Source organism: Geobacillus sp. FSL K6-3411, assembly GCF_037965715.1.
In the GTDB taxonomy this organism is placed as follows: Bacteria; Bacillota; Bacilli; order Bacillales; family Anoxybacillaceae; genus Geobacillus; species Geobacillus thermodenitrificans.
This window is the reverse complement of the sequence record NZ_CP150187.1, coordinates 2,103,854-2,119,189: the sequence shown is the minus strand read 5'-3', so window position 1 is coordinate 2,119,189 and position 15,336 is coordinate 2,103,854. Positions and strand designations below refer to the sequence as shown.

Annotated in this window: 16 protein-coding genes and 1 pseudogene; all 17 read left to right on the top strand. The window is 47.7% G+C overall.

All coding sequences use genetic code 11. From position 1 onward, the window contains the following. Window positions 1-133 precede the first annotated feature (133 nt). Window positions 134-991: pseudogene (locus NSQ22_RS10670) on the top strand (extracellular solute-binding protein); the annotation flags it as partial. Continuing rightward, window positions 991-1,287 (top strand): hypothetical protein, encoded by a 297-nt coding sequence (locus NSQ22_RS10665; RefSeq protein WP_008880623.1) that lies wholly within the window; start codon window positions 991-993, stop codon window positions 1,285-1,287. The pseudogene NSQ22_RS10670 and the gene NSQ22_RS10665, both read left to right, overlap by 1 nt. 86 nt (window positions 1,288-1,373) lie before the next feature. Beyond that, on the top strand, window positions 1,374-1,511 hold the full coding sequence (locus NSQ22_RS10660) for a hypothetical protein (protein ID WP_155121017.1): 138 nt from the start codon (window positions 1,374-1,376) through the stop codon (window positions 1,509-1,511). 118 nt (window positions 1,512-1,629) lie between these two features. Next, window positions 1,630-2,760, top strand: a complete 1,131-nt coding sequence (locus NSQ22_RS10655) for a CapA family protein (protein ID WP_008880625.1) — start codon at window positions 1,630-1,632, stop codon at window positions 2,758-2,760. Between the two features lie 318 nt (window positions 2,761-3,078). Beyond that, window positions 3,079-3,390, top strand: coding sequence for a hypothetical protein (locus tag NSQ22_RS10650; protein ID WP_008880626.1), 312 nt, complete (start codon window positions 3,079-3,081; stop codon window positions 3,388-3,390). A 167-nt stretch (window positions 3,391-3,557) separates the two neighbouring features. After that, complete coding sequence (locus tag NSQ22_RS10645) at window positions 3,558-5,045, top strand: alkaline phosphatase family protein (RefSeq protein WP_008880627.1); 1,488 nt, start codon at window positions 3,558-3,560, stop codon at window positions 5,043-5,045. A gap of 354 nt (window positions 5,046-5,399) precedes the next feature. Next, complete coding sequence (locus NSQ22_RS10640) at window positions 5,400-5,582, top strand: hypothetical protein (protein ID WP_008880628.1); 183 nt, start codon at window positions 5,400-5,402, stop codon at window positions 5,580-5,582. After that, complete coding sequence (locus NSQ22_RS10635; RefSeq protein ID WP_339263419.1) at window positions 5,572-7,053, top strand: aldehyde dehydrogenase family protein; 1,482 nt, start codon at window positions 5,572-5,574, stop codon at window positions 7,051-7,053. The genes NSQ22_RS10640 and NSQ22_RS10635 overlap by 11 nt, the downstream gene beginning before the upstream one ends. 67 nt (window positions 7,054-7,120) lie before the next feature. Then, window positions 7,121-7,921, top strand: coding sequence for an enoyl-CoA hydratase/isomerase family protein (locus tag NSQ22_RS10630; protein ID WP_060475943.1), 801 nt, complete (start codon window positions 7,121-7,123; stop codon window positions 7,919-7,921). A gap of 132 nt (window positions 7,922-8,053) precedes the next feature. Then, complete coding sequence (locus NSQ22_RS10625) at window positions 8,054-8,929, top strand: PaaX family transcriptional regulator C-terminal domain-containing protein (RefSeq protein WP_011887583.1); 876 nt, start codon at window positions 8,054-8,056, stop codon at window positions 8,927-8,929. A gap of 323 nt (window positions 8,930-9,252) precedes the next feature. After that, the gene (locus NSQ22_RS10620; RefSeq protein ID WP_008880633.1) at window positions 9,253-10,227 is read left to right on the top strand and encodes an MBL fold metallo-hydrolase; all 975 of its coding nucleotides are present in this window, start codon (window positions 9,253-9,255) and stop codon (window positions 10,225-10,227) included. Between the two features lie 307 nt (window positions 10,228-10,534). Further along, window positions 10,535-11,470, top strand: a complete 936-nt coding sequence (locus NSQ22_RS10615) for a Phenylacetic acid catabolic protein (protein WP_008880634.1) — start codon at window positions 10,535-10,537, stop codon at window positions 11,468-11,470. Further along, on the top strand, window positions 11,470-11,790 hold the full coding sequence (locus NSQ22_RS10610) for a metal-sulfur cluster assembly factor (protein ID WP_008880635.1): 321 nt from the start codon (window positions 11,470-11,472) through the stop codon (window positions 11,788-11,790). Before NSQ22_RS10615 ends, NSQ22_RS10610 begins: the two co-directional genes overlap by 1 nt. Next, window positions 11,787-12,002 (top strand): hypothetical protein, encoded by a 216-nt coding sequence (locus tag NSQ22_RS10605; RefSeq protein ID WP_008880636.1) that lies wholly within the window; start codon window positions 11,787-11,789, stop codon window positions 12,000-12,002. Before NSQ22_RS10610 ends, NSQ22_RS10605 begins: the two co-directional genes overlap by 4 nt. Then, window positions 11,987-12,664 (top strand): Phenylacetic acid catabolic protein, encoded by a 678-nt coding sequence (locus NSQ22_RS10600; RefSeq protein WP_099233526.1) that lies wholly within the window; start codon window positions 11,987-11,989, stop codon window positions 12,662-12,664. The genes NSQ22_RS10605 and NSQ22_RS10600 overlap by 16 nt, the downstream gene beginning before the upstream one ends. Window positions 12,665-12,822: 158 nt before the next feature. Beyond that, window positions 12,823-13,620 (top strand): enoyl-CoA hydratase/isomerase family protein, encoded by a 798-nt coding sequence (locus tag NSQ22_RS10595; RefSeq protein WP_008880638.1) that lies wholly within the window; start codon window positions 12,823-12,825, stop codon window positions 13,618-13,620. A gap of 112 nt (window positions 13,621-13,732) precedes the next feature. After that, complete coding sequence (locus NSQ22_RS10590; protein ID WP_087960096.1) at window positions 13,733-15,322, top strand: benzoate-CoA ligase family protein; 1,590 nt, start codon at window positions 13,733-13,735, stop codon at window positions 15,320-15,322. Window positions 15,323-15,336: the final 14 nt, after the last annotated feature.

Genomic DNA, 15,336 nt, shown 5'->3' with positions numbered 1-15,336 from the left:
AGTTAAAATAAACAAGTCGTGTGCCTATGAAATTCAGTGTTTTTTTCTAGGATCCGCATCGCGAAATCTTTGATATAACAGCATTTTGGCCATTTTCATTTGCCTAAAATGGCCTCAAAACTGTCGAACTCGGGTTTACAATAAACATGCATTTCACGAGGCCGAGCTCGATCCAAAGAAGCCCCCGCTTACCTACAGTGAGCTGAAAGAAGCTGAGAAAAAGCTGACGAAGAAGGAAACGAAACAGTGCAATACGGATTTTCAATGTTGAACTACGGCGGGTTTTTTGAAGAAATGGTGGCGGTGTAAGGGGGATTGGATGTGAACAGTGATAACGGTCGAAGCGGCGATGCAACGAAGGCAGTGTTTAATAAAGAGGAAGGAAAACGGGTGTTTGAGCTGATCCGCAACATGCACCGGGGCGGCACGTTTTATCACGCCGGTCAAAACTGGGATGATATGCGCGCCGCTTTTCAAGTGGGGAAAGTGGCGATGTACTTGGATTTGTCCGCTGGTGTCAAAACAGTGATCAATCATTCACCGTTTGATGTTGGTGTCTCCTATTTGCCTGTTCCGGATGGGGTCAAACGCCAAGGGGGCAATTATCGGAGGAGTCTCGCTTTGGATGATAAAAGGAAGCAGCGAAGCGGAATAAAAGGCGGCGTGGGAGTTCATGAAATACTTGACAACCGCTCCGGTTCAAGCCGAGTGGCATGTGCGGACGGGTTATTTTGCCATCCACCCGGTAGCCTATGAGGAACCGCTTGTCAAAGATGAATGGCACAGATACCTGCAGTTAAAAGTGACCGTCGATCAGCTGCATGGAACAAAATCAACCCCTGCCACCCAAGGGGCGCTCATCACGGTCTTTCCGGAATCGCGGCAACGTATCGTGAAGGCGATGGAACGGTTATACGAAGGAGTTGACGCGCAAGATACCCTCAATAAAGCAGTGGAAGCAACGAGTCGAGCATTGCAAGGGGAGAATTGATGGAATTGACGTATGAGGATGCAAGCAAAGCCACACGGGGCTATCTCGTGTGGCTTTTTGATGAATCGGTTGATTTTCTTTCAGCCCATGAAGCTTTTCTTCCTGTTTGTCCATTCGTTTCTTCTTTATTTTATTTTACTGCCTCTACTTCTTGTCTCATAGTGTCCATATCCCGTTTCTATCTTGCTTCATGTTTTCATGTCTTGTTTCATGGCGTTCATATCTTGCTTCGTCGTCTGTATGCCCTGCTCCATCGCTGCCATATCGTTCGCAATGTTTCGCATAAGGTTGGCTAACTAATGAAGAAGCTGCCTTGTGTGAGTACGCCTTTTTCCATCGGATCGTTTCGGACATTCCCAGAGCAGAAAGGGGAGTACAAAGTGTGGAATTAGCGAGGAAATACATACATATTCATTATACCAAAGATAAGGGGGGCATCGCCCGTAAATGGTTCACCATTCATGAGATAAAAAAGAATGACAAAAAAGGAAGACAAGGGAAAATCGTCGAAAAAGTATAAAGCTGATCATTTGGTGGCTTAGACGGTGGGGAAAGGGAGGAGCGGGTGTATCATAGGCTGAATTTTCGGCGTTCTGCTTGCATGAGGAAAGACCGATTGGTAGATAGGGGAATGGGGAATGAATGCATTGGTTAGGGGAAGAAATGCAGCACTTATATTGATTTTATCGCTATGTTTATTTTCATGCAGCAATGCCTCTGAGCGTGGCGCTCAAGAGGTGTTAGCGACAGGGAGCGAGGCGACAAAGCCGGTGGCTGCGCATCCGCCGCTGCCCAGTCCAGCTGACAAAGCGGCTATAGCACGTGCCTCACAGGTGAGCATCACGTTAAGTGCAGCGGGCGATGTGACGCTTGGACGCGACGAAAATTACGGTTATATGTATTCGTTTGACGATGAAGCGAAGAAGCATGGCTTGCGCTACTTTACAAAATATATTGAGCCGATCTTCCAAAAAGATGATTTTACGACTGTCAACTTGGAAACGACGCTGACGACTGCGACGCGCAAGGCCAACAAACAATTTCGTTTCCGCGGTGATCCGAGCTATGCGAAAATTTTAACTTATGGCGGCATTGACGCTGTCAACTTGGCCAACAATCATACGTACGATTATTTGCAACAAGGGTATAATGATACGATTGCCAATCTAAAAAAAGAAAAGATCGGCTATTTCGGTCGGACGCTCCGGCTGATGAAAACTGTCAAAGGCATTCAAATTGGAGCGCTTGGCTATGAAGGCTGGAGCGATACAAGTACATTGCGCAAACAAATTGCCGATGACATTCTCGCCTTACGAAACGAAGGAGCCGATCTCGTTCTCATTCATTTCCATTGGGGAGTGGAACGAAGCTATGTGCCAAACAGCACACAAAAAGCGCTCGGCCGCTTTGCGATTGACAGCGGCGCCGATTTAGTTGTCGGCCACCATCCGCACGTCGTTCAAGGAATTGAAGAGTATAAAGGCAAAATGATTGTTTACAGCCTCGGTAACTTTATATTTGGCGGAAACAAAAACCCGAGCGACAAAGATACGTTTGTCTTCCAGCAGACGTTTTATTTCCAAAACGGCGAGCAGACCGAGAAGAAAGAAATTCGCATCATCCCGTTTTGTATTTCGTCGGTGACAACAAGAAACAATTATCAACCGATGCCGCTTACGGGAAAAGAAGCAAACCGAGTGAAAGAGAAAATTATCTCATTGTCGGCAAAAATTAAACCGCCGACATGGACAGCGTACGAAGTGAAGTAAAACGGATGGTCTTCTGTTTCGGCCATCCTTTCACGTTTGGACAAGTTTCCATTTTATAGCTAAGGCGCTCCCAACCGCTATGAAGCTTGCCCCCCCCAAGAGAGGCACCATTCGTTGCCGGTTCGTTTTTATCTGCGTGCTTGCGCCTCCTTTTTCCTCTTTTTCACCATACGCCCAAATATCGTTTTCGACTGTTATGCATCTTTTTAGCCAATTCGGGCCGTTCATGTCCGCTAACGTTTTCCACGTATGACTTTCCATCAGCAACGTATATTAACCGTTGAACAGGAGCCGCTAGGCAAAGGAGGTGTATGTGTGATGGATCGCTTATCCCGATGGTTCACTGTTCGGCGCGGTCTATGGAATCAATGGTTCATGCTTCCTAGACGACGGCGAAACAATAACGCTATATGGGCACTTATCAGCTTAGGTTTCGGCGCTGTTGCCGCCGCGATGCTTGGTGCCAAAAGAGGCACGCGTATGGCGCCGATGTCCCGGATGCCTATGCAAAATATGATTCGCAGCTTAAACCGATGGATGGAACGCCGAATGGAAACAGCGCCGCTCGCTACAACAGAATTCGCCCAAGAAACGGCCCCTTGGCAGCCAAGAGATGAGGAGAAAACATAACGATTGTTGTTCTTTTGCTTAATCGGCCGGCAGCACTGTGACTGCCGGCCTTTTCTGTTAGTATGCCCCCGCTTTGGTTTCCTCTCATGTATATTGGCTAAACTAACGCTGTAGGAAGGGATTTTCTACAGCGGTTTGGCGACATAATCGTGAAAGGGAGATGAACGGTGCCAAAACGGATTATTCTGTTGATCATTGATTCATTAATGTATCCCGCCCTAGAAAAAGCAGTGGGCGAAGGAACAGCCCCGGCTTTTCAGTTTTTCATGGAAAAAGGGGCGGTATACCCGAACGTGGTTACTTCGTTCCCGACGATGTCGGTTACGGTCGACAGTTCACTTTTGACCGGGGTGTATGCGGACGTCCACCGGGTGCCTGGACTTGTTTGGTTTCATGACGAGGAAAAACGGTTGATCAACTATGGAAGCCATGTGCGTGAGTTATGGAAACTTGGTCTTTTGCGGGCGATCGATGATATGTTATACCGCTTGAACAACGAACATTTAAGCCAGAGTATCGCGACGATCCACGAGGAGCTAGCAGCCAAAGGAAAGGAAAGCGCCTCGATTAACGTGCTTTTGTATCGCGGAAATACAGATCATCCGCTTCGCCTGCCGGCGCTGCTCACTTTGTTCAAGCCATTTCGCACTAGGCGGAAAACGCATGGCGCTCGCTTGTTTACATACGGATCATTTGCACGGATCGGCCCATCAAAACAGAACGGCCACTTTTGGCAACGGTATGGATTTAACAATCGATTCTCTGCTCAAGAGCTCATTCATCTTATTCGGACAGACCGTTTGCCGCCTTTTACCATTGTTTATTTTCCGGATATGGACAAAATGGTTCATAAGCACGGGCCGATGGATACGAAAGGGATCGCTCAAACGGACAAGCAGCTGCAAGCCATCTTAAACTGTTATCCGAGTTGGGAGGAAGCGCTTCGCGACCAATGTTGGATGATCATCGGAGATAATGGGCAAGCACCGATTCGCGCCGACCGGAACAAAGCGCTCATCGACTTGCGCCGATTGCTTCAGCCGTACAAAGTGATGGCGCTTAAACGCGGAGTGCAAAACGACGACGAACTCGTTCTGGCGGTGAATGAGCGTATGGCTTTTATTTATACGCTTGATCCACAACGTGCTCCATTAGTGAAACTTGCCGAGGTGTTGCAGCAGGACGATCGGATCGATGTCATCGCCTGGTTGGAGGGAAACATAGCGCACGTCATTTCAGGCGTTCGGGGCGGCAAACTCATGTTTCGGCCAGGCGGAGCGCAAATAGACGAGTACGAGCAGCGGTGGGATGTCCAAGGGGAGCTAGGAGTGCTCGATTTGACGATTAGCAGCGGACGCATTTCATACGGTGACTATCCAGACGCGTTGGCTCGGTTGTATAGTTCTTTGACGTCGCACCGAGGGGCGTTTCTGATTGCCAGCGCCGCTCCGGGATTTGAATTTATCGGCGAGGGGTCACCGACCCATGTCGGCGGGGCGAGCCATGGCGCATTGCATCGTCACGATTCGCTCATCCCGATGATCGTCACCGGAACAAATTCAGCACCGAAGCATTTGCGCGTCATTGATTTAAAAGAATGGATTTTGTCGTTGCTTGAAGAGGAAAGTGATGAAACACGCAGATCCAATGGGTGAGAGGCTTGTTGACGCGCCCGAAATACATAAACGAAACGGGAATGATCGAAAGCAGTGGGGACGGTGCGTAGCACCGTCTTATTTTTATGGAAATTTAAACGATCGTCTTCATTTCATAGAAGTGAAAATAAGAAATTCATACAGTGAACGGCAGTGTAACGTTAAAAAATTCGTTGTTTCGAACTGAGAAAAACTCATTTTCTGAGCGTGATTGCACATAGATGATAGTGCTGAAAGCAAAAAATTCTGTTTTTTCAGTATGAATTATTGACAAAGCGTTGTTGGTTTATATAGTATTATGTTAAATATACGATATTAAATAAAACATAATAAAACGAAAGAGGTGTCTGACGGATGCCGGCACGTAAGGAGGTACGCTGTTCATTTTGCGGTTCGGTGAATGTGGTGCCATTATCGATGTTTGGAACCGCTCAGCTTGTGTCGCAATATTATTGCCATCGATGCAAAAGTGTGTTTGAACGGGTAAGATGGAGAAACGATGACAAGGGGAAAGGGGAGGCCATTCATGAAGATTAAGAGACATTATCCGTTGTTCATTAATGGCCAGCATGTCGAAAGCAGCAACGGCGAAGTGTTTGAGGTGATCAATCCGGCGACAGAAGAAGTGATCGCGACGGTCGCCAAGGCGACAAAAGCGGACGTAGACCGGGCTGTCGAAGCGGCGCGCGTGGCGTTTGAATCGGGAAAATGGCCGAAAATGACGGCTGCGAAACGGGGACGCTTGCTGAATCAAATCGCCAGCCTTATGAGAGAGCGATTCGACGATTTCGTGTACGCGGAAGTGCTAAATAGCGGCAAAACCGTCGATGCAGCGAAAGGGCAAATTTTGCAGGCGATTGAGGATTTTGAATTTTACGCGGCCGCGGCGATCACGCTGCAAGGGGATACCAACCAAGTTCCAAACGGATTTTTCAACTATACAGTGAAAGAGCCGGTTGGCGTATGCGGCCAAATTATCCCGTGGAACTATCCGTTGATGATGGCGGCTTGGAAGGTGGCCCCAGCACTGGCGGCAGGATGTACAGTCGTGTTAAAGCCGGCCAGTTACACGCCGATCACTGCTTACATGTTGGCGGAAATTTGCCAAGAAGCTGGGGTTCCTGATGGGGTTGTTAACGTGATTACGGGAAGCGGTTCCAAAATCGGTCCGTATATGATCGAACACCCGGGGATTGATAAAGTGGCTTTCACCGGGGAGACGGAAACCGGCAAAGACATTATGCGCCGCGCCTCTGGCACGTTGAAGCGGGTGACGCTCGAACTCGGCGGGAAATCCCCAAATATCGTGTTTGACGATTGTGATATAGAAGCGGCTGTCAATGGTTCACTTTACGGCATTTTTTACAATACGGGGCAATCGTGCGAAGCGCGCTCACGGCTATTTGTACACGAAGCCATTTACGATGAGTTTATGGAGAAATTTCTTGAAAAAGCTTCCCGCATCCGCGTCGGTAACCCGTTTGAAAAAGGGGTACATATGGGAGCGGTCATTTCGCGAAGCCATCAGCAAGTAATTGACAGCTATGTGAAGCTGGCAGTAGAAGAAGGCGGCGAGGTTTTGTACGGGGGAAAAATTCCCGAAGGTGAAGAGTTCGAGAAAGGCTACTGGTATATGCCGACAGTGATCGGAAACGTCAAAAATGACATGCGCGTGGCACAGGAAGAAATTTTCGGGCCGGTCGTTGTCGTCATGAAGTTTCGCGACGAAGAAGAGGTCATTCAACAAGCGAACGAGACGATTTTCGGCTTAGGGTCGGCTGTATGGACGAAAGACCACGGAAGAGCCCATCGCGTCGCTTCGCGCATCCGAGCTGGAATTGTCATGGTGAACTCGCCGATTTCCGCTTTCCCAGGTACGCCATTTGGCGGGTACAAACAGTCGGGATTTGGCCGTGAGCTGGCGCTTGAAACGTTAAATTTGTACACCGAAACGAAAAGTGTCGTCTCTTATATCGGCAGCAAGCCATTGAACTTGTTTGGCATTTAACAAGACAGCCTGTCTATGATAAGCAGTGTTTAACATATATCATTCTATTGTTTATGGAGGGATGAAAATGGCGAATGTCCTAACAGTGGAGAAAAAATATTTGACGGTCGTTAAAGAAGAGGGGATTGCGGAAATTCACTTGCATATTAACAAGTCGAACTCGTATGATTTGGAATTTTACAAGGAGTTTAACGCGGCGATTGATGACATTCGCTTCGATCCGGACATCAAAGTGGTCATTATCATGAGCGATGTGCCGAAGTTTTTCTCGGCTGGGGCGGACATCAACTTTTTACGTTCGGCCGATCCGCGGTTCAAAACGCAATTTTGCCTGTTCTGCAACGAGACGCTCGATAAAATCGCCCGCTCGCCGCAAGTGTACATCGCCTGCTTAGAAGGGCATACAGTCGGCGGGGGCTTGGAGATGGCGTTAGCGTGCGACTTGCGGTTTATGGGCGATGAAGCCGGGAAAATCGGGCTGCCGGAAGTGACGCTCGGGGTGTTGGCCGGGACGGGAGGAACGCAGCGGCTGGCACGGTTGGTCGGCTATTCGCGTGCGTTGGATATGAACATTACCGGGGAAACGATCACTCCACAAGAAGCGCTGGATATCGGGTTGGTGAACCGGGTGTTCCCGCAGGCAGAAACGAGAGAGCGGACGCGGGAGTACGCACGCAAACTTGTCAACAGCGCGACGTATGCGATTTCGAACATCAAGCTGTCGATCATGAACGGGAAAGAAATGCCGCTGAACGTGGCGATCCGCTATGAAGGCGAGCTGCAAAACTTGTTGTTCCGTTCGGAAGACGCCAAAGAAGGATTGAGTGCATTTTTGGAAAAACGTCAGCCAAATTGGGAAGGGGTTTAAACATATTTTTTATGCATATCGGCCGGTTTGGTCGATATATTTTTGTGTAAAAACAATTATTCTCGATTGAAAAAGAGTGGGAAAATGTAACATAATAAAAGAAAAATCTGAAAAAAGACAGGTGTTGTCGTAATGAAGCCAAGGGCACTTATGTTTACGCTATTTGGAGAATATATTCAACATTATGGGAATGAAGTTTGGATTGGAAGTTTGATCCAGATGATGTCCCACTTCGGCATTTCCGAGTCGTCCATTCGTGGGGCGGCGCTCAGGATGGTGCAACAAGAATTTTTTGAGGTGCGGAAAATCGGCAATAACAGCTATTACTCACTGACGCCAAAAGGGAAGCGGACAATGATGGATGGATTCACACGCGTCTATTCGTTGCGAAACTACAAATGGGATGGCCGTTGGCGCGTGTTAACGTATTCCGTTCCAGAAGAAAAACGGGAGCTGCGCAGCCAAATCCGCAAAGAATTAAGTTTGATGGGGTTTGGTCTTATTTCTCACGGGACATGGGCGAGCCCGAATCCGATTGAACCACAAGTCATGGAATGGATAAAAGATTATCATTTAGAGCCATATGTCATTTTGTTTACGGCGGACTCCATCGTGTCACACAGCAACGAACAAATCATCGAACGCGGTTGGGATTTTGCTTATATCGCCAAAGAGTATGACAAATTTATTGAAACGTACGAACGAAAGTATGAGGAGTTTCAAAAGCAAGCTTGGAACAATGAATTGACCGATCGCGAATGTTTTATTGAGCGAACAAAACTCGTACATGAATACCGGAGCTTTTTCTTTATTGACCCGGGGTTTCCACATGACTTATTGCCCGATGATTGGAGCGGGACGAGAGCTCGGGAGTTGTTTTTCAATGTCCATCAGCTGCTTGCTATTCCCGCCATTCGTTACTTTGAAACGTTGTTTGAGCCTGCTCCGGACCGTGAGTCGGTGTTCAATCGCGATAGGGCGATCAACCCGTTTATGGAGATAATTTAGAGCGCTGGTGGAAAGCGTGATTTCTTGATAGTGGTCGTTTTGGCGAACTCTAAACAATCAAGATTTATATACTAGAGAAATGTCTTTTTGTACTCTCACTTTTTTAAAGGGGGTGAAAAGCGCTATAATTAGCAGAACGCAAATTTGAAGAAAGTTTTAGGTTGTGCGCCTTTTCATATTGAAAGATTCCTATCACACAATGACCTATGAAATCACCGGTCTTTTAGCGATTGGGCTGAAAAAATCGGAGGATTCGTCTTTCGATTGGCTGTTGCATGCGGGGAGAGACAAAGAGAATCATATAGAGGGGAGAGGAAATAGAAATGCTACATAAAGAAATTGAAACAGTGGGGGATGGAATTTATCGCGTTCCGATTCCTGTTCCGTTTCCGATGAAGTATGTGTATTGTTACGTATGTCGAGAGGCGGACGGTTGGAGTTTGATCGACGTTGGATTTCGTTGGCCTGAAGCCATGCGCGCTTGGGAAGCGGCATTCCGGCAATTAGGAATCAAGCCGCGGCACATTCGCGCCATTTACATCACTCATTTTCATCCTGATCATTTTGGTCTTGCCGGTTGGATGCAGCAACAGACGGAAGCGCCGATATGGATTAGTGAACCGGATTATGCGATGGCCGAGCGGGTATGGGGGGAAGAGAGCGCCCAAGCGAGCGAAGTCGCTGCGCTGTTTCTCCGTCATGGCGTTCCAGATGAACTTGTGTCTGAAATAGAAGAGAACATGTGGAGGTTGTCGTTGCGCGTCAGCCCGTTTCCAGTGCTAACGATTTTAGATCGCCATGAAATTGTGCTTGGGCAGCGGCGTTGGACGGTCATTCCGGTTCCGGGACATAGTGACGGTCTAGTCAGTTTTTATCAGCCAGAGTCGCGCCAACTGTTAGTATCAGATCATGTTCTTGACCGCATTACCCCAAATATTAGCGTATGGCCGGGTGCTCATCCGAACCCGTTAGAGCAATATTTTTCTTCTTTGCGTAAAGTGGAGGAGCTCGATGTTGATGTTGCCCTGCCCGCCCATGGCGCAGTGATTCGTCAATTTCGCGAGCGGATCGGCGATATTTTCCGCCATCACGAACAACGATTGCAAAAGATGAAAGCGCTGACAAAAGGAGGGTGCACCGCCTATGAAGTAGCTAATCTCGTGTTCGGCCATAAGCCGCTGACAGCACATCAATGGCGGTTTGCGGTGGCAGAAACGTTAGCGCATTTGGAATATTTGCGATCCATTGGCCAAGTACAAAAAGAGGAATATCACGATGTGATCGTGTATGCGTCATAACGAATAGCCAGCTGTACAGGCAGCTAGGCTCTTTTTTTTTGGCGAGTTAAACAGCGTGGTCTCGTGTTGCATGCATTTAATTGCATGAAAAATATACGGACGGAAAACAAACATTGTGTGTTATAAGGGATGATCTAAGGAGATTGATTAAAGAAAATGAGCAAGATATTTAGATAACCTAAGGAAAATAGAGAAAAATAAAATTTTCAGATTTTTTCTATTTTTAAGTTGACAATAGAGTTTATAGTGTATTAATATTATGTACAGAATACGATAGTTTAAAAAACGTAATAAAGAGGGTGAGGAAATGGATCAAGCGGCGTTGCTCAAAGAAAAAGTCCAAAATGGATTTATCGTTGAAGGAATCGAGGATATGAATGAGGAGTATTTAACAGCATTGAAACAAACATTGACGATTGTCGGTGATACCGAACTGTTAAGCGTTCCGCCGTTATTAACCGTGTATGATCAAGCACCGACGCTCAACAGCAAAATTACGGCATTGGCCATCATGCAAGATGAAATCGGTCATGCCCACATCGCTTACCGGTTGTTGAAAGATTTAGGGGAAGATGTCGACCGGCTGCTTTACGAGAGAGAAGCGCACCGTTGGAAAAATCCGTACGCTTTTGACTTTGAGCTGTCAAACTGGATTGAACTTGGTGTCTTTAACGCGTTTTTTGACCGGGCGGGCTACACACTTCTTGGTGACGCGTTTGAACATACGTCCTACGGGCCGTGGAAGCGGGCGCTCGTGAAAGTCGACAAAGAAGAGTTGTTTCACCTCAGAAACGGCGAAATCATTATGAGAACAGCCATGCAAGATCCGAACTTGCGTGAGGAAGTACAGAAAGCCGTCGATTGGATGTTTTTAATGGCGCTTGAGTTTTTCGGGGTGGAAGATCGACTGAAAAGTCGCTCGGCGCAGCTTGAATACCGGCTAAAAGGACGGTCGAACGATGAGCTGCGGCAAAAATGGTTGTCAACGGCAGTTCCGTTCTGTGAATCGATCGGTGTCAAAGTTCCTGCCCATTATGATGAAGAACAACAAAAATACGTGCTGGATGTGCCGTTCCCGTGCAAGTTTGACCCGGTGAATAAAAAATGGCTGTTTGATCAGCCGGATACGTGGGATAACGTCATTAAACGGTTTAAACAGCGAGGCCCGAAAAATAAAGAATTCGTCGCGCGGATTCAAAAAGGGGCCAAAGAGCTTGAGCAATTACGAAAGGAAGCGGTGTGATGGGCAAACAGGACACGGAAAAATATTGGCAGGCATTGAAAGAAGTGATGGATCCGGAATTTCCGATCAGTGTTGTCGACATGGGATTGATTTACAACATCGAAAAAAGTGACGATGAATTGCATGTCACCATGACGTATACGGCGGTATCGTGCGCCTGTATGGAATGGATCGAGCAAGATATCCGCGACCGTTTGCTTAAGGAAGAAGAAATTCACGATGTGCATATTCACGTCGTCTGGGATCCGCCGTGGACGGTTGACCGGATCAGCCCGGAAGGACGCGAAAAATTAAAATATTGGGGGGTGAGCTCAGCATGACAGCGGCCCAACAACGAAAAACGTTTGATATTTTCGCCCGTGTAAAGCGGGGGGACCAACTGGCCCATATCGGCACGGTGGAAGCAGAAAATGAAGAGCTGGCGAAAGTGTATGCTTCCTTTACGTACGATGAAGAGGACTGGGCAGAAATGGTTGTTGTCGACCGCAGCGGACTCGTTTGGGTGAGAAAACCAAAATGGCTATTTGCCTAGAAGGGGGAGAGGGAGAAGTGGAACAGAGACAGCCTAGTGTACATTCGCTCATTGAGCTGCTTGAAACGATCGCTGACAATAAATACGTTCTTGGCGACCGTCTTGTAGAGGTCGGGGTCAGCGGTCCGAATTTGGAAGCGACACTGGCAGCGATCGCGATGGCTCAAGGAGAATTAGGACACGCGCGTTTGTTGTACAACTGGTGTTTTGATTTGCGTGGGGGAAAAGGAAAAAAACCAGAAATTTACGGACAATCCGGAAAAGCGATGGAAAGCGCGGTAAACGTTCATAACTGGATCACACTCATTGCTGCCTTGTATACCGTGAACACGGCGATTGATGCTGTCTTACAATCGGCGCTCCAGGCGAACCATCCGACCGTTGTTTCCAAAATTCAAAAGCTAGTCCGTGAACAGCAGGATCATATCGTTTATGCGAAAAATTGGGCGCAGCAGCTCATCCATGATCAAGGTGCCGTTCCGCACCGTTTCCGCCAAGCGTTGAATGCTGCAGCGAATGAAGCGGCCGTTTGGCTAAAAGAGGTTGAGACAAAGGAAGAGCTTCAGCAGGAAGGCTATTTGCCGAAAGGGGTCCAACTCGTTGCACGCTTGCAGCAAGAATTGAAAGCGGTTGCTGCTGAACCATTTGTTCAGTTGAAATAAGGAAGACATAACAGGAGGTGAGAAAGACAGACACAAAACGAACGGTGCGCTTGATGCTTTCGGAAAGACAAAGATGGAAATGAACTTTCAAAAACGGGTTATTGGAAAGTTGCCTGCATCACAACATCAAAAAATTGATAGGGAAGGAGAATAAGAGAATGGTAGCTGTAGAAACGAAGAAACAATATTTGACGGTCGTTAAAGAAGAGGGGATTGCGGAAATTCACTTGCATATTAACAAGTCGAACTCGTATGATTTGGAATTTTACAAGGAGTTCAACGCGGCGATTGATGACATTCGCTTCGATCCGGACATCAAAGTGGTCATTATCATGAGCGATGTGCCGAAGTTTTTCTCGGCTGGGGCGGACATTAACTTTTTACGTTCGGCCGATCCGCGGTTCAAAACGCAATTTTGCCTGTTCTGCAACGAGACGCTCGATAAAATCGCCCGCTCGCCGCAAGTGTACATCGCCTGCTTAGAAGGGCATACAGTCGGCGGGGGCTTGGAGATGGCGTTAGCGTGCGACTTGCGGTTTATGGGCGATGAGGCCGGGAAAATCGGGCTGCCGGAAGTGACGCTCGGGGTGTTGGCCGGGACGGGAGGAACGCAGCGGCTGGCGCGGTTGGTCGGCTATTCGCGTGCGTTGGATATGAACATTACCGGGGAAACGATCACTCCGCAAGAAGCGCTGGATATCGGGTTGGTGAACCGGGTGTTCCCGCAGGCAGAAACGAGAGAGCGGACGCGGGAGTACGCGCGCAAACTTGTCAACAGCGCGACGTATGCGATTTCGAACATCAAGCTGTCGATCATGAACGGGAAAGAAATGCCGCTGAACGTGGCGATCCGCTATGAAGGCGAGCTGCAAAACTTGTTGTTCCGTTCGGAAGACGCCAAAGAAGGATTGAGTGCATTTTTGGAAAAACGCCAACCGAATTGGAAAGGAGTTTAAGCGACACTGTTATGAAGCCCTTGAAATGGGAAGCCGGTTCATCCATTTCCAAGGGCTTCCTCATGCATATTTATCAAGCAGTCCAATTTTTATAGAAATGGGATGGTGAGCGATGGAATTGCGCGGGTTCGGAAGGCTGTACAACGCGGCAGGGCTGTTCATTGATCATCATGTTCACAGCGGATTAGGAGATAAAACGGCGATTTATTACCGCGACGAGCAAATTTCGTACCGAACTTTGCAAGAAAAAGTGAACCAGGCCGGCAACATGCTGCGGGAGCTTGGCTATAAGCTTGAAGACCGGCTGATTATGGTTTGTCATGATACGCCGGAGTTTATTTACACGTTTTTCGGCGCCATTAAAATTGGGGCGGTGCCGATCCCGGTCAATACGATGATGCAGTCGTCGGATTATGAATACTTTTTAAACAACAGCCGGGCGAAAGGGTTGGTCATTCACGAAGACTTATGGGAACAACTCGAGCCGGCTCGAGAGCGGTTTGCTTTTTTGGAGCATGTGATTGTCATTTATGAAAGCGCCAACAAAGTGTTGGAAGGAACACTCTCGTACCATCAATTGATTCAACGTGCCGCTAAAGAGCTTACCGCAGCTCCGACGAATAAGGATGACGCCGCGTTTTGGCTGTTCAGTTCAGGAAGCACCGGAGAGCCAAAAGGGGTCATTCATTTGCAGCACGATATGGAGTATGCATTAAACACATACGCCAAACAAGTGCTGGAAATGAACGAACATGACCGTTGCCTTTCTGCATCCAAGCTGTATTTTGCCTATGGTCTTGGCGGGGGGATGTATTTTCCGCTCGGCAGTGGCGCCTCGACCGTACTCATCAAAGAACGTCCGTTGCCGGAAACAATGTTTCAGGCCATTGAAACGTACAAGCCCACGATCTTTTTCGGCGTGCCGACGTTGTATGGCGCCATGATTGATTATGTGGAAAAAACAGGTCGGCAATTTGATGTTCGTTCATTGCGCGTTTGTGTGTCTGCCGGTGAAGCATTACCTCCTTCTTTTTATTATAAATGGAAAAAGTTATTTGGCGTTGACATTTTAGACGGCATCGGTTCGACCGAAGCGTTGCACATTTTTATTTCCAACCGCATTGGTGATGTCAAACCAGGCAGTTCCGGAAAAGCGGTGCCAGGTTACGACGTGAAAATCATCGATGGACAAGGAAATGAGCTGCCGCCGAATGAGGTCGGAGACTTAATTATTCGCGGCGACTCGGTCGCTCATGGATATTGGAATCTTCATGAACAAAACAAACAAAAATTCGTCGGTGAATGGCTGTATATTGGGGATAAGTATTACCGTGATGAAGAAGGGTATTACTGGTATTGCGGACGTTCCGATGATATGTTGAAAGTCGGAGGCATTTGGGTTTCCCCGATTGAAATTGAAAACTGCCTGCTGCAGCATGAAGATGTGTTGGAAGTCGCGGTCGTCGGGGTAGACAATGAAAAAGGATTGACCGTTCCGAAGGCGTTTGTCGTTCTGAAAGACGGAGTAACACCATCCGCAAAGAAGGAAGAAGAACTGAAACAGTTTACGAAACAACAGCTAGCCCACTATAAATACCCGCGCATCATCGAATTTATTGACGAACTCCCGAAAACAGCTACAGGAAAAATCCAGCGTTTTAAATTGCGGCAATTGTTGAAGCAACAGAGCATCAATCAATAAGGTGAGAGGAACGA

What these genes read in the sequence shown, in the direction of transcription:
- NSQ22_RS10640 (WP_008880628.1), top strand. Translation starts at nt 5,400, where the DNA reads ATGCCGGCACGTAAGGAGGTACGCTGTTCATTTTGCGGTTCGGTGAAT.
- NSQ22_RS10610 (WP_008880635.1), top strand. Translation starts at nt 11,470, where the DNA reads ATGGGCAAACAGGACACGGAAAAATATTGGCAGGCATTGAAAGAAGTG.
- NSQ22_RS10665 (WP_008880623.1), top strand. Translation starts at nt 991, where the DNA reads ATGGAATTGACGTATGAGGATGCAAGCAAAGCCACACGGGGCTATCTC.
- NSQ22_RS10625 (WP_011887583.1), top strand. Translation starts at nt 8,054, where the DNA reads ATGAAGCCAAGGGCACTTATGTTTACGCTATTTGGAGAATATATTCAA.
- NSQ22_RS10630 (WP_060475943.1), top strand. Translation starts at nt 7,121, where the DNA reads ATGGCGAATGTCCTAACAGTGGAGAAAAAATATTTGACGGTCGTTAAA.
- NSQ22_RS10655 (WP_008880625.1), top strand. Translation starts at nt 1,630, where the DNA reads ATGAATGCATTGGTTAGGGGAAGAAATGCAGCACTTATATTGATTTTA.
- NSQ22_RS10650 (WP_008880626.1), top strand. Translation starts at nt 3,079, where the DNA reads ATGGATCGCTTATCCCGATGGTTCACTGTTCGGCGCGGTCTATGGAAT.
- NSQ22_RS10605 (WP_008880636.1), top strand. Translation starts at nt 11,787, where the DNA reads ATGACAGCGGCCCAACAACGAAAAACGTTTGATATTTTCGCCCGTGTA.
- NSQ22_RS10615 (WP_008880634.1), top strand. Translation starts at nt 10,535, where the DNA reads ATGGATCAAGCGGCGTTGCTCAAAGAAAAAGTCCAAAATGGATTTATC.
- NSQ22_RS10590 (WP_087960096.1), top strand. Translation starts at nt 13,733, where the DNA reads ATGGAATTGCGCGGGTTCGGAAGGCTGTACAACGCGGCAGGGCTGTTC.
- NSQ22_RS10600 (WP_099233526.1), top strand. Translation starts at nt 11,987, where the DNA reads ATGGCTATTTGCCTAGAAGGGGGAGAGGGAGAAGTGGAACAGAGACAG.
- NSQ22_RS10635 (WP_339263419.1), top strand. Translation starts at nt 5,572, where the DNA reads ATGAAGATTAAGAGACATTATCCGTTGTTCATTAATGGCCAGCATGTC.
- NSQ22_RS10595 (WP_008880638.1), top strand. Translation starts at nt 12,823, where the DNA reads ATGGTAGCTGTAGAAACGAAGAAACAATATTTGACGGTCGTTAAAGAA.
- NSQ22_RS10620 (WP_008880633.1), top strand. Translation starts at nt 9,253, where the DNA reads ATGCTACATAAAGAAATTGAAACAGTGGGGGATGGAATTTATCGCGTT.